This is a genomic window from Dongia sp., from assembly GCF_041909655.1.
Taxonomy (GTDB): Bacteria; Pseudomonadota; Alphaproteobacteria; order Dongiales; family Dongiaceae; genus Dongia.
In genome coordinates this window covers 187,342-201,016 of sequence record NZ_JAYRDA010000005.1, presented here as the reverse complement: position 1 = coordinate 201,016, position 13,675 = coordinate 187,342, and the positions used below count along the sequence as shown (strand labels likewise).

13 protein-coding genes are annotated in these 13,675 nt (G+C 60.6%); 8 read left to right on the top strand and 5 right to left on the bottom strand.

What is annotated here, in order from left to right; translation table 11 throughout:
• The first annotated feature begins 143 nt into the window (after positions 1 to 143).
• Together cbiE and ACE3PR_RS12075 are read left to right on the top strand one after the other, a co-directional pair.
• Positions 144 to 1,355 carry a precorrin-6y C5,15-methyltransferase (decarboxylating) subunit CbiE gene (gene cbiE / locus ACE3PR_RS12080; protein WP_374372124.1) on the top strand — a complete coding sequence of 404 codons (1,212 nt, stop codon included), beginning with the start codon at positions 144 to 146 and terminating at the stop codon, positions 1,353 to 1,355.
• 274 nt (positions 1,356 to 1,629) lie between these two features.
• On the top strand, positions 1,630 to 2,457 hold the full coding sequence (locus ACE3PR_RS12075) for a methylenetetrahydrofolate reductase (protein WP_374372122.1): 828 nt from the start codon (positions 1,630 to 1,632) through the stop codon (positions 2,455 to 2,457).
• Between the two features lie 20 nt (positions 2,458 to 2,477).
• Here ACE3PR_RS12075 and speB read toward each other — a convergent pair whose 3' ends face one another.
• Complete coding sequence (gene speB, locus ACE3PR_RS12070) at positions 2,478 to 3,431, bottom strand: agmatinase (RefSeq protein WP_374372119.1); 954 nt, start codon at positions 3,429 to 3,431, stop codon at positions 2,478 to 2,480.
• A 119-nt stretch (positions 3,432 to 3,550) separates the two neighbouring features.
• Between speB and ACE3PR_RS12065 the strand changes: the two genes are divergently transcribed.
• A complete protein-coding gene (locus tag ACE3PR_RS12065; RefSeq protein WP_374372116.1) occupies positions 3,551 to 3,970 on the top strand; it encodes a hypothetical protein in 420 nt (139 codons plus the stop codon).
• A 17-nt stretch (positions 3,971 to 3,987) separates the two neighbouring features.
• Here ACE3PR_RS12065 and ACE3PR_RS12060 read toward each other — a convergent pair whose 3' ends face one another.
• The 3 genes from ACE3PR_RS12060 to ACE3PR_RS12050 form a co-directional block, all read right to left on the bottom strand.
• Positions 3,988 to 4,284 (bottom strand): PilZ domain-containing protein, encoded by a 297-nt coding sequence (locus tag ACE3PR_RS12060; RefSeq protein ID WP_374372114.1) that lies wholly within the window; start codon positions 4,282 to 4,284, stop codon positions 3,988 to 3,990.
• A gap of 120 nt (positions 4,285 to 4,404) precedes the next feature.
• Positions 4,405 to 5,547 carry an NAD(P)/FAD-dependent oxidoreductase gene (locus ACE3PR_RS12055; protein WP_374372111.1) on the bottom strand — a complete coding sequence of 381 codons (1,143 nt, stop codon included), beginning with the start codon at positions 5,545 to 5,547 and terminating at the stop codon, positions 4,405 to 4,407.
• Positions 5,544 to 6,830, bottom strand: a complete 1,287-nt coding sequence (locus tag ACE3PR_RS12050) for an MATE family efflux transporter (RefSeq protein ID WP_374372108.1) — start codon at positions 6,828 to 6,830, stop codon at positions 5,544 to 5,546. The genes ACE3PR_RS12055 and ACE3PR_RS12050 overlap by 4 nt, the downstream gene beginning before the upstream one ends.
• Positions 6,831 to 7,036: 206 nt before the next feature.
• Here ACE3PR_RS12050 and ACE3PR_RS12045 point away from each other — a divergent pair, with 206 nt between their 5' ends.
• The 5 genes from ACE3PR_RS12045 to glcF all read left to right on the top strand — a co-directional run bounded on the left by ACE3PR_RS12045 (position 7,037) and on the right by glcF (position 12,418).
• Positions 7,037 to 7,990, top strand: coding sequence for a class I SAM-dependent methyltransferase (locus ACE3PR_RS12045; RefSeq protein WP_374372105.1), 954 nt, complete (start codon positions 7,037 to 7,039; stop codon positions 7,988 to 7,990).
• A gap of 120 nt (positions 7,991 to 8,110) precedes the next feature.
• Entirely contained in the window at positions 8,111 to 8,236 is a 126-nt protein-coding gene (gene ykgO / locus ACE3PR_RS12040) for a type B 50S ribosomal protein L36 (protein WP_133612612.1), read from the top strand.
• Positions 8,237 to 8,407: 171 nt separating this feature from the next.
• Positions 8,408 to 9,895, top strand: coding sequence for an FAD-linked oxidase C-terminal domain-containing protein (locus ACE3PR_RS12035; RefSeq protein WP_374372102.1), 1,488 nt, complete (start codon positions 8,408 to 8,410; stop codon positions 9,893 to 9,895).
• Positions 9,896 to 9,897: 2 nt separating this feature from the next.
• A complete protein-coding gene (locus ACE3PR_RS12030; RefSeq protein ID WP_374372099.1) occupies positions 9,898 to 11,115 on the top strand; it encodes an FAD-binding protein in 1,218 nt (405 codons plus the stop codon).
• Positions 11,116 to 11,119: 4 nt separating this feature from the next.
• Complete coding sequence (gene glcF, locus ACE3PR_RS12025) at positions 11,120 to 12,418, top strand: glycolate oxidase subunit GlcF (RefSeq protein ID WP_374372095.1); 1,299 nt, start codon at positions 11,120 to 11,122, stop codon at positions 12,416 to 12,418.
• Here glcF and ACE3PR_RS12020 read toward each other — a convergent pair.
• A complete protein-coding gene (locus ACE3PR_RS12020) occupies positions 12,415 to 13,515 on the bottom strand; it encodes a M14 family metallopeptidase (protein ID WP_374372092.1) in 1,101 nt (366 codons plus the stop codon). The genes glcF and ACE3PR_RS12020 overlap by 4 nt on opposite strands.
• Between the last annotated feature and the right edge of the window lie 160 nt (positions 13,516 to 13,675).

Here is a 13,675-nt window from a genome sequence, read left to right as displayed (position 1 = left end):
TAGGACGTGCCGGGGCAGCGGAAGAAGATTCTAGGGTCTTTGGCGCTGCGTGAAAGCTTGCCGCAGGGCGGATCATGCCGTATTCAGGCCGAAATCTGGCCCATTTAACAAAGATATGCCGCGGGGCGGCACGAGAGTGGGGTATGGCAGCCTGGTTAACCGTGATCGGTATCGGTGAGGATGGGTGGGCGGGCTTGGGCGAAACGGCCCGGGCCGCGCTCAAGGATGCCGGCATCGTTTTTGGCGGCCAGCGTCACCTAGCCTTGCTGCCGAACGAGATCAAGGCAGAGCGCCGTTCCTGGCCGAGTCCTTTTGCCGACGGCCTGCGGGACTTGCTGGCCTTGCGCGGAAAGCCGGTTTGCGTGCTGGCGAGCGGTGATCCCATGCTGTTTGGTGTTGGTGCCAGCTTGGCACGGGATGTCCCGGCCGGAGAGATGCGTGTGCTGCCGGTACCGTCTTCATTCTCTCTGGCAGCCTCTCGCCTTGGCTGGCCGCTGCAGGAAACCGCGCAGCTCAGCATCCATGGCCGGCCGATCGAGTTGTTGCATGCACATTTTCATCAGGGCGCCCGGCTGCTGATTCTCAGCCATGACGGTAGCTCGCCCGCTGCCATTGCAAAGCTCCTGCGGCAGCGCGGTTTTGGACCCAGTGAGATGTCGGTGCTGGAGCATCTGGGTGGCGCGAAAGAACGGCGTATCGATGATACCGCCGCCGGTTGGTCCGTCGCCGAGGTAGCGGCACTTAATATTGTCGCCGTTGACTGTCGATCGGGTGCAGAGGCCCAGCCGTTTTCGGTTCTCGCGGGTCTGCCGGACAGTGCCTATCGCCATGACGGGCAACTGACCAAGCGCGATGTCCGCGCGGTTACGCTGGCGCGGCTTGCGCCTTGCCCCGGGGAATTGCTGTGGGATGTCGGCGCCGGCTGTGGGTCCATCGGCATCGAGTGGATGCGCTCGCATCCCGCCTGTCGCGCCATCGCGATCGAAGAGAATGCCGCGCGCCAGGAACTCATCCGCGAAAACAGCCGGCAATTGGGCGTTCCTGGGTTGCAGCTTGTGGGCGGCGCGGCACCACATGCTCTGGCCGGACTCGACAGTCCGGATGCGATCTTCATCGGCGGTGGGGTGACCGAAGCCGGCGTGCTGGAAACCTGTTGGGCGAGCTTGAAGCCAGGGGGGCGCTTGGTTGCCAATGCGGTGACCGTGCAGAGTGAAGCGCTGTTGGTGTCGTGGCGTGAAAAACTGGGTGGCGATCTCACCCGTGTCGCCATTTCCCAAGCGGCCGCCTTAGGTAGTTTCGATGCCTGGCGGGCCGCCTTGCCGGTCACGATTTTTGTCGTTGTGAAACCGGCTTAGGCTGCCAATTCTATAATTTCCATAGTTTTCAATAGATTGATGCCATGGCGGCACGGCTGCGTGTGCATAATTATTCGTTTGTCCATTAGATATAAACATATCATTATGTCTAGACGTTGAGCCAAGACGGTCGGGAGGCCGGGACATGAACCTGATTTTCAGCGCGCCTCAGTTTTCGGTTTTGCGACAGCAGGCCCAGTCCAGTCCGTCGCCCCGGCTGCCGCGCCGACCAACCATCAGCTGCGAATTCTTTCCACCCAAGCCGACGCAATCGATGACAGCTTTTTGGGAAGTGGTTGATGCGCTCGCTGCTTTGGAGCCGGATTTCTGTTCGGTCACCTATGGCGCCGGCGGCTCCACCCAGCGCGAGACGGGTGCCATCGCCGCCGAGATCCAGACGCGCGTCGGGGTCATGGCGGCGGCCCACCTCACCTGCGTCGATGCAACACGCGCCGACGTGGAAAGCGTTGCGGAGAGCTATTGGCGGTCGGGTATTCGGCACATCATCGCGTTGCGCGGCGACCCGAAGGAAGGGGTTGGCGCGCGCTATCAAGCGACCGAAGGCGGTTACCCCTATGCGGATACGCTGGTCGCGGGTTTGACGCGGCTTCATGCCTTCGAGATCAGCGTCGCCGCGTATCCCGAGACGCACCCTCAAGCCCGCAGTGCCGACGATGATCTCGATCATCTGAAGCGCAAGATCGATAACGGTGCCACCCGCGCGATTACCCAATTCTGCTTCGATCTGACCGCCTTCGAAAGATTCTTCGAGCGCTGCGCCAAAGCCGGCATTTCGGTTCCGATTGTGCCGGGCATTCTGCCGATCAACAATTTTGCCAAACTGGAAGCCTTTGCCGGCGCTTGCGGCGCCTCAATTCCCACCGATCTGCGCCAGGCCTGCGCCGGTATCGACGATGACCCGGACAGGCGCCACCGTTTCGCGGTCGATTATGCGATCGCCCAATGCAGCGCCCTGCAGTCGCTCGGTGCCGACAGCTTTCATTTCTACACGCTCAATCGCGCCGAGTTGGTTCGCGATATCTGTGACGGCCTAGGGCTTGCGCCCATGGAAGAGAATGCCGCAGCAATCAGGGCGGACTGAGTGGTGCTACCAGTTGCCGCTTAGCGATTCGCCGCGATCCGCTCGGCAATGAGGCAGAGAATTTCGTACATCAAGGTGGCGGCGACTAAAGCGGTATTGCCGGTATTGTCGTAATTCGGTGCCACCTCGACAACATCCGCACCGATATAGTTGAGGTTGCGCAAGCCGCGGAGCAATTGCTGCGCTTCCAGTGTGGTAATGCCGCCGATCTCCGGCGTGCCGGTGCCCGGCGTATAGATGGGATCGAGTCCATCGACGTCGAAGGTCAGGTAGACCGGACCGTCGCCGACCACGCGGCGCGCCTCGGCGATCACGGCCGGCACGCCGATCTCGGCGAATTCTTCCATATAGACGACACGCATCCCGGTCTCGCGCGAGAAATCCCAACCATCGGTCGTGTTCTGCGCCCCGCGGATACCGATCTGGATGACGCGCTTGGGATCGATCAGGCCTTCCTCGGTCGCGCGCCGGAAGGGCGAGCCATGGCTGAATTTCGAACCCTGGAACTCGTCCCAGGTATCGGTATGTGCATCGATATGGATCATGCCGACCGGCCCATCCTTCGCGAGGGCGCGCAGGATCGGGAGCGAGATCGTGTGGTCGCCGCCGGCCGCCAGCGGAATGATTCCGTGTTTCTTGATCTTGGCGAAGACCGCCTCGATCTCGTCGAGCGCCTGGGGATGCTTCAGCAGGCTTTGAAAGAGCACATCGCCGAGATCCGCTACGCGGCAGAGGGCATAAGGATTGATCCTCGTTACATGATGCATGGTGCGCATGAGCGAGGATTGATTGCGAATTTCGCGCGGTCCGTGACGGGCCCCCGCCCGATTGGTGACACCGCCATCGTAGGGCACGCCGATGAGCCCGATATCCACCGCGTCCCAATCATCGGCCAAGGCCACGCGCATGAAGGTCGGAATTCCCGTATAGCGGGGTTGCATCATGGCGTGGGTATCGGTGGTGTGCTGGCTCATCTGGCTTCTCGCTGGGTGGCTTAGGTGCAAATTCCGGGCGAGCTTAATGGCAACGGCTGGGTTAGGCGACCCCTCATGAGAAGGTATTTTTTCCCTCAATGACCGCTCATGATTCTGGGATGCAGATTGCGAATCCCGGCGAGGCTACCTATTCTCAAGCTATTAGCGGGTCAATTCGGGGGCCTAAAATGACCGCTCTACATGAAGCAACCGATCATCGGCTACATCCGCGTTTTGTGTTTGCAGGCACGGCGATGTTGATCTTTGACGATCAGTCGCGCGGCCGGACGCTCGCCATCACCAATTACCGCAACATCTCGCAGGGCGGGGCGTGCATTCTGTCGCCCGACGTCAAGGGCTTCTCGGCCGGGGACCGGATGTTCCTGATGCCGGAGAGGTATCGCCGCAAACGTGAGGCGGTGGTCGTCAGCGCTGTTTCCGGCCGCCTGCATCTGGAAATCCCGCGCGCGCAAGCGCTGAGCGAGTTCGAGGTCGCTGAAATCCTGGAACAATTGGACCGTATGGGGCTTAGCGCCTAACGGAACGGCTGCTGATTTCAGCGGACGATGCTGGAGATGATGATGGCGCCGGGGAAAGCCATCGCAATATGCGAGGGGCTGACGCGCACCACCGTCGCGATGGTCGGACCGACATTTGGCAGGTCCAGCGAGACCTTGTCGCCGACCGTGACCGGGCCGCTCGTTTCGATTAACGCTCCGCCTACTGAAATATCGATCAGCTTGCAGGTCACGCGCCTGCCCTTGATCATGACGTCGGTCGGCAGATTGACGATGTAACGTTCTGCCCGTCGGCGGTCCGCGGCCTGTTGGCTCTCGTTATGCAGGTCGGTCATAATCGCCGTTCCAGTGCTAGTTCCCCTCCGGGCAATCTGACATGGCAACCCAACATCGCCAAGCCCCTATGCCTCATGGTGAGCAGAATTTAATGATTTATTTACCAAACTCGGTCGAATTCACAGCATCGCAGTTTGGCATCGTGCTGGCGAAAGGGCGGATTCGCTGATTCCTTTGTCCGTCAGGGCGGCAGAGATGCTGCCGGAGCGGATCAAGTCCGACGTGATTCGTCCAAGTGCAGATGCCAGCATGATTCCGTAGCCGCCCTGGCCGGCGAGCCAGAAAAAGCCGTCGCTGCCGGGATCAAACCCCACAACCGGACAATCATCTGCGACGAAGCTACGCAAGCCGGCCCAACTATGCTCAATGCGGCGCACGGTGAGATGGCTGGTGCGTTCCAGCCAATCGACGATCATGGCCATGTCGATGTCTTCCGGCTGCGCATCGCAGGCGGGGCTCGGCGTGGCATCGCCGAGCGAGGCCATCAGCTTGCCGGCATCGGGCTTCACATAGGCTTCCGTGACTCCGTCATCGATCGCCGGCATGTTGTGCGGGGTTAAAGCCGGATCCCCAGCGATGATGATCGCCGTCCGCCGCTTAGGCTGCAAACCGATCGGCGCCAGGCCTGCCATCCGGCCGATCTCGTCGGCCCAGGCCCCAGCCGCATTGATCATGATCGGGGCTTCAAAAACATCTCCGCCGGCACTTGTGGCGCGCCACAAGCCGCCGGATCTGTCGAGTCCGACGATACGCTGGTCGGTAGCAAGATTGCCGCCGCGAGCCTTGAACATCTTCAGATAGCCCAGATGGATGGCGTGGGCGTCCATGTCCATCACATGCGGGTCAAGGGCAGCACGCGCGACGGCTTCACGCCGCAGGAGTGGGGCCAGCTCGCAGGCATGCGCAGGGGAGATTTCCTGCATCGGCGTGGCGGGGGTGGCCGCTTGCATGAATTCGTCGATCCGGCCCTCTTCGCCAGCGCCGACGAAGGTCAAGGCTTGGCGCGGTGAAAAGATTGGGTGCTCGGTGAAGCCGGTGGGCGGATCCCGATAAAACTCGACGCTGGCTGAGATAACCGCGCGCACGATCGCTGGGCCATAATTGGGTGTGTAGAGTGCCGCCGACCGGCCCGTGCTGTGATAGCCGGGCCGCTCCTCCATCTCAATCATGGTGACGGTACCGCCATCGGCCAATTGCGCCGCCGCCGCTGCACCGGAAATGCCGGCACCGATCACCAGAAAATCGCTGCGGTGAATGTTCATCGCCACAACCCCTCCGATTGGCGAGAGAGGCGGTGAAAACGCCAGCTGAGCCCGGCCGTGGCCAAGGTCAATGCGGCGATCAGCGACCATATCAGGGCCGGCACGCCCATGCCGAATTGGTAGCCAAGAATGTAACCCATTGGAATTCCCACGAAGGCAAAACTCACGACATAGACGATGGTGGGAATCATGGTATCGGCGGTGCCGCGCAAGGCTCCCATCAGCACGCCTTGTAATCCATCGACGATGAACAGCAAAGCGGTGAGGTAGAGGGCGGGAACCAGCAATGTCAGGACGGCGATGTCCTTGCTGTAGAGGCTGGCGATCTGTGGCGCCAGGAAAACGGTCGCGGTCGCCAGGCCGGCCATGACGATGAATTCGAGGCCAGTTGCGGTCCAGCCGGCCCGCTGAATGTCGTTGGCGCTGCGCCGGCCGATCGCATTGCCCACTCTGACCGAGGCGGCGGTGGAGAGACCCAGCGTCAGCATGTAGACGAAGCTGGTATAATTGATTGCGGCATACATGGTCGCGAGTTCCTCGGTTCCCAGCCAACCCGACATGATCACCATGAAATTGAAGCAACCGGTTTCGGTGCCGATGGCGAAGGCGAGCGGCAGGCCGAGTACAAGCATGCGTCGCAAGACGGCAAGGTCGATCGTGAACCATGGAATCGCGGCGTATTTGCGCCGGTCAGGCATGACCAGGATGTAACCCCCAATGGCTGCCAGCATGGTCCAGCGGGTGATCGTTGTTGCCAATGCCGACCCGGCAGCGCCCATTTCCGGCGCTCCGAGATTGCCGAGGACGAAGATCCAGTTGAGTGCCAGATTGAGGATATTGCCGGCTAGCGCGATGATCATGCCGGGCCAGGGTCGGTTGATGCCTTCCAGAAAGAATGAGCAGGCGGAAAACATCAGGATGCCCGGCAGGGAATATCCGAAGATCCGTAGTGCAGTGCTACCATCGGCGATGGTCGCCTCAGGCTGTCCGAGCGTTCGGAGCCAAGCTTCGGAGGGCAGCAGTATCAGCAGATACACGGTTCCGGTGATAGCGGCGATGGTGAGGCCACCGCGCAAGGCTCGACCACATTCCAGAAAACGCTCCGCGCCATCGGCTTGCGCCGTCATGATGATGGTGCCGATCAGGAGTCCGACGCCGACAACCATCAGCGTGACTTGCGGCACCGCGGCAGCTCCGAAAGCCGCCAGAGCCTCTTTGCCCTGCCAGCCGCAGAAGATTGCATTGACTGTGAACATCATGACGAGACCCACCCGTGCAGCCATCACGGGAGCCGCCAGGATAATGGTCCGCTGGAAATGATGCCCCAGGGAGTGTGCTACGGATGGCGGGTCTGCCGAGCTCATCTAGCGGCCTCTGTCTGCGTTGCGCGATGCCTGGGAATTTAAACCTTGCCTTGCAGATAGGCGTTCGAAGAGTTAATGTTAACTAGTTGATTCTCCGAGAATCGACAATGGGGCTGAGGGGGAACATGGGATCAGGAGCCGGTGATAAGGCGCCCTGGAAGCTTCGTTTGCGTGCCTGGTGGGAGGGCGTCGATGTCCCTGTGCCGGAAGGGCATCTGCCGTCCGGTAAGGCGGAGCCGACCCTCAGCGTCAAGCCCGCCGAGCCGCCGATTCCGCCGCTGATGGAATGGGAAACCGACACCATCAGAATCCAGCAGCAAGTCTGGGGCGAGGGCTATTACAAGCCTGGTGGCGAAGAATACCTGCTCGGTTTGGCCAAACCCTTCGGTCTGAACCCCTCATTGACCGTCATGGAATTCGGCGCAGGTTTGGGCGGCGGCACCCGCGCCCTGGTCAACGAATTCGGTGTGTGGGTCAATGGCCTGGAACCAACCGCCGAGATCGCCAAAGCCGGCAAGGAAATGTCGATCAAGGCGGGGATGGAAAAGAAAGCGGATATCATCCGCTACAACCCGGATGGTTTCGAACCAAAGGCGGGTTCCGTCGATTGCATTCTTTCCTCCGAATCCCTCTATCTTGTTGAAGATAAATTAAAAATCCTAAAAACCTTCGAGCGTTGCCTGAAGTCTCGCGGGCAGATATCGATTACCGACTTTGTCCGGCGCGACGATATTCCCGCCGACGACCCGCGTCTCCAGGGGCTGGGGCTTTTGCCGACCGACGTCACGAATTTTGCCAGCGGCGAGGAATATGTCCGCTGGCTGCGGGAGTTGAACTTCGATCTTCGCGTCAACGAGGACATCACGGAGCGCTATCGCAAGATGATCATGGATGGCTGGGTTGATTTCACCCAGGCCGGCGGACAAAGGGCCGCTCATGCCCGCGCCATGCCGGATCCTTTGGTTAAGGAAGTCGAGTTGTGGACCCGGCGTGTGGCCGCCTTCGACGCCGGCATCCTGAAGGTGATGCGCTATTACGCCATCAAACTGGGTGGAACCAAGCTGATGTCGAATTGGTAACCGGGCTATAAAACGATATAGATTCAACAACTTATATGGCGCTTGCCAGAGGTTGACAGTCTCGGCGCCGGTCACTATGTTGCGCCACCATTTAAGACTCGTTGACCAAGGAACCGGACCATGAAGGTTGTTAATTCGCTGAAGTCGGCCAAGGCGCGGCACAAGGATTGCCGTATCGTGCGCCGCAAAGGCCGGGTCTATGTGATCAACAAGACCAATCCGCGCTTCAAGGCGCGCCAGGGTTGATCCCGCCAAGGCTGATCCCAGTGGGATCAATGGCGAGCATCGCCGGATTGGGCTGCGCAGGCTAGACATTCGTCCGGCCCGGCGCGTTGATCGAGCTGGGCCCGACTGATCGAGACAGAAACCGCGCGAGGCGCTTGCCCGCGCGGTTTCTTTTTGCGCTATAGATACGTCATGCTGATGCCGCCGCCAGATCCAGCCGCACTTGCCGCAGCGCCGCGCTTCGTCGCTGCCCTGCGGGCGGCAATGGGTGCTGAAAGTGTGATCGCAGAACCGAGCGCGCTGCGCCCCTACGAAAGCGATGGTCTGACGGCGTACCGGCAAGTGCCGTTGGCGGTTGCTTTGCCGCGCTCGACCGCCGAGGTCGCCGCAGCTTTGCGCATCGCGAGCGAATTTGGCATCAAGGTGGTGCCGCGTGGGTCAGGGACCTCATTGTCGGGTGGCGCCCTGCCATTGGCTGACGGGTTGCTGCTTGGGCTCGGCAAGCTCAACCGCATTCTGGAAATCGATCTCGCCAATCGGTGCGCGGTGGTGCAGCCGGGTGTCACCAATCTGGCGATCAGCCATGCTGTCGCCGCCGATGGTTTCTATTACGCGCCGGATCCCTCCAGCCAGATCGCCTGCTCGATCGGGGGCAACGTGGCCGAAAATTCCGGCGGCGTGCATTGTCTCAAATACGGTCTCACCACCAACAACCTCTTGGGTCTCGAGATCGTTCTGATAAATGGTGAAATTCTGCGCATCGGTGGAAAGCATCTGGATGCGGGACTCTATGACCTCATGGGAATTCTCACTGGCTCCGAAGGTTTGTTGGGCGTCGTGACGGAAGTGACGGTGCGGCTGCTGCGCAAACCCGAAACAGCGCGCGCGCTCATGGCTGGTTTTGCCAGCAGCGAAGCGGCCGGCGCAGCCGTGGCTGCCATCATTGGCGCCGGCATCATTCCGGCAGGCATGGAAATGATGGACCGGCCCGCGATCCATGCGGCCGAGGATTTCGTTCACGCGGGCTATCCGCTTGATGCGGAGGCTCTGCTGATTGTGGAGCTTGATGGTCCCAAGGTCGAAGTCGATGACCTCATTGCCCGCGTGAGTGCGATCGTGAATGCGCATGGTGGAACTGGCTTGCGTATCAGCGAGAGCGAAGCGGAACGTCTGGTGATCTGGGCGGGTCGCAAAGCGGCCTTTCCCGCGATCGGCCGTATCTCGCCGGACTACTATTGTATGGATGGCACCATTCCACGCAGCAGGCTGCCGGAGGTATTGCGCCGCATGTCGCAGATGTCGGCGCAATACGGTTTGCGCGTCGCCAATGTCTTTCATGCCGGCGATGGCAATCTGCATCCGCTCATTCTCTATGATGCCAACAAGCCAGGCGAACTCGATGCGGCCGAGGCTTTCGGCAGCGACATCCTGCGTCTGTGCGTCGAGGTCGGTGGCGTTCTGACCGGCGAGCATGGCGTCGGCGTCGAAAAACGCGATCTGATGCCCAGCATGTTCGGTGAGATCGATCTCGGTCAGCAGCAACGCCTGAAATGTGCCTTCGATGGCGATCTGCTGCTGAATCCAGGCAAAGTCTTTCCGATACTGCATCGCTGCGCCGAACTCGGCGCCATGCATGTGAAGGGCGGACAATTGCCACATCCGGATCTGCCGCGGTTCTGAGTATGGATCATCTGACACCGCGCTCCGAAACTGAACTCGCAGACATTGTTGCCGAGTCCTATGCCAAGGATACGCCGCTCACTCTGCTGGGGCGTGGCACCAAGGCTGGATGGGGCAGGGCGGCGAGTCCCGCAATCCCTGTCGCGTTGTCCGCGCTCACCGGGATCAGCGATTATACACCAGCCGAACTCGTGCTCACGGTTGGCGCGGGAACGCCCCTGGCTGAAATTCGCGCTGCTTTGGCGGCAGAGCACCAGCATCTGGCTTTCGAGCCGGTCGATCTTGGCCCCTTGTTTGGACACGCGCGGGACCAGGCAACAATCGGCGGCGTTCTCGCCTGCAATCTCAGCGGTTCCCGACGTCCTTTCGCCGGGGCCGCGCGCGACTATTTTCTTGGATTCCGTGGCGTCAACGGCCGCGGTGAAATCTTCAAAGCGGGCGGCAAGGTGGTGAAGAACGTCACGGGGTATGACCTGCCGAAATTGATGGCCGGCTCGTTTGGCACGCTGGCCGCGCTGACGGAAGTCACGCTCAAGGTTTTGCCTGCTCCGGAGACGAGTCTTTCACTGATCTTTCCGGATCTCGACATTGTGGCAGCGAACCAGGCGATGATCGCGGCTCTTGGCAGCACGGCCGACCCGTCGGGTGCTGCGTTCCTGCCATCGGCGGCGGTTGCGGCGATCGGTTTTTTGGCGACGCAATTGGGCGGACGGTCCGCGATGATTCTGCGACTGGAAGGCTCTGCGGCATCGGTCGGATATCGTCGGCACGTGCTGAGTGAAATTTTGGGAAGCGAAGTCACCGTTGTCGACAATGTTGCATCGATTGAATTGTGGCAGGCCATCAACGCGCTGGCGCCATTCGCGGGCGATCGTGATCGGGCGATCTGGCTGATCTCTGTGCCACCGGCGGCGGCTGCCGATGTCGTCAGGCGCCTCGAATTGGTCCTGTCGGCGATTCAATATTTTGTTGATTGGGGTGGTGGCCGGATATGGTTGTCATTGCCGACAATGCCTGAAAACAAGGACGCGCATGCCGGGGCGATCCGGAGCGCGCTGAAAGAGGGTGGTCATGCGAGCTTGATTCGGGCGCCGGCTGCTTGCCGCGCTGGGGATCACGTGTTCTCGGCCGAGGTCCCGATCGATCTGTTGCGCCGTGTGAGGATTGCGTTCGATCCCAAGCGGGTTCTAAATCGCGGTCGCCTGCACTCGGAGTTGTAGGTACATGCAGACCAGCTTTTCCCTCGCCCAGCTCGCCGATCCGAACATTGCCACCGCGGACAAGATCCTGCGCAATTGTGTGCATTGCGGTTTCTGCACCGCGACCTGCCCCACCTATGTCACCTTGGGTGACGAAAATGACAGTCCACGCGGTCGCATCTATCTCATCAAGAACATGCTGGAAAATGACGAGAAGCCGGACGCTGTCGTCACCAAGCACATCGATCGCTGCCTTACCTGTCTTTCCTGCATGACCACTTGTCCATCGGGTGTCGACTACATGCATCTCGTTGACATTGCGCGGGTACGGATCGAGGAGGAATATGACCGCCCATGGCTGGATCGTGTGCTGCGCTCTGTCCTCGCGAATTTGTTGCCGCGTCCGTCGTTGTTCAGGATAGCCTTGCGATCCGGTATGGCCGTGCGTGCGATCAGCCTCCATCGTCTCTTGCGCGGTCGCCTGCGCGCACTCTTTGACATGCTGCCGGAGAAGCTGCCTCAAGCAGCGACGACCGACGCGCCGGGCGTCTTCAAGCCAAGCGGCGTGCGGCGAGGGCGCGTCGCGTTGTTATCGGGCTGTGCACAGCCGGTGCTTGATCCCGGTATCAATGCCGCTGCCATTCGGCTGTTGAACCGCGCTGGTATCGAGGTGGTCGTGGCAATGGGTGCCGGTTGTTGCGGCGCGCTGGCCCAGCATATGGGACGTGAAGAAGATGCCCGCGCCGCGGCACGCCGCAATCTGCATGCATGGGGCCGTGAAATGGATGGCGAAGGGCTGGATGCCATTCTGATTACGACGTCGGGATGCGGCACGACCATCAAGGATTACGGTCATCTATTCCGGGGCGATCCGGATGAGATCCTGGCGCAGCGAGTTGCGGCGCGCGCGCGCGATATCAGCGAATATCTTGTTGCGATCGGCCTGCCGCCGGCAAGACAAATGCCAGAACTCAAGATCGCTTATCATGCCGCCTGTTCCTTACAGCACGGGCAGCGTGTCCGGGAGGCACCGAAAGACCTGCTGCGGCAGGCAGGTTTTACCGTGCTCGAGGTCGCGGAATCTCATCTCTGCTGTGGGTCTGCCGGTACCTACAATTTATTGCAGCCTGAGATTGCCGGGCAGTTGCGCGACCGCAAGATCGCCAATATCAGCCGGACCGGAGCCGATGCCGTGAGTGCCGGCAATATTGGTTGCCTGCAGCAATTGCGGAGCGGTCTCGATCAGCCCATTCTCCATACCGTCGAACTGCTCGATTGGGCGAGCGGCGGACCGGAGCCCACGGCGTTGCGGGATCGCCTTTAAGCCGCGACCAAGTCCGGTTTCGAAAGTCCTGTCATTGAGCGGTGCAGCACATCGACCGCCCGCGCGAAGACGGTCTCCTTCCACTGGCGTTCGTCGGTATAAAAGGCGTCGCGGATCTGCTTTTTGATGCGGCGGCCGAGTTCGCTGTCGAGATTGCCGTGGATATGCAGCCAATTGTCGGCGCGCACCGATTCAATCATCGCCGGGACCGGAACCGTGCCGTATTCCAAGGTGATGCCCGTAACCTGGGTATGGGGCAGGGCAGCGTCGACACCGATCTGCGTATCGCCAGTGACGGCGGTTGATGTCGAGGAGCCATCATCGATCATGGTAACTTCTGCGCCGAACCATTTCCGGACCCGCGTGGCACCCGGGGCCGGTCCAGTGTGGTTCGAGATGATCTCGCCGTAGCCGCTGGGGCCTAGGCCGGTATGGAGATCGATGAAAGCGGCATGGGTTACCGTGGCAGCATAGGGAGACAAGGCGGCGAGCAAGGTTCGGTGCGACCAATTGGGCGCATTACCGCCATAGAAGACGCCTTCCTTGTCCCAGTATTGGCCATTCATGATTGCCGCTTGAAGATCGATCGTCGAGTGGCGGCGTGCGTAATCGTCAAACGCCGCGTTCGAGCGTGCGGCGGAATCCGCGTCCCAGGTTTGCGGGCAGATGAAATCCCGCAATTCGCGATAACCCGCATTTTCCGGATAGGGCTTGGTGTGGTCGATAAAGTTGCGGTTGAGGTCGATATTGTCCTCGTTTACGCGGCGCACCCAGGCGAAGCCGAACGGATTGATCGCGTGGATCAACAGGATGGCTGTATCCGAGGGGAGGGCCGAGAATTGCTGCTCGCCGAGCCAGCCGGTCTGAATGCCGGAACCGCAGAAGCCCTCGGCGCCATGAGTCGCGGACATACCGATCAGGAGGCGTCTTGCGTCCCTGCTACCGATACGGGCAACATCGGTTGCGAGTTCTCCTCCGTCAGGGCCCTTATTCGGGTTCACATAGCTGATGAGATCGGCACCAGCGGCTTTCGCGGCGGTGCGAAACTTCTCTCTGGCTTCTGTATAGGTAGCGGAAAAGTAATTGGCGGCAGTCATGGAAGGCGTCTCGTCTGCGGTGGCATGTTCGCTGCCCCTGAATTCGCTTCACGGGCGGGGTGGTGCTAGACTACACGACCATGAACCGGATCAGAAACCTCGTTTTGAGCGCGGTTTTACTCCCCCTGACATGCCCAGTGGGCATGGCGGCGGCGATGGC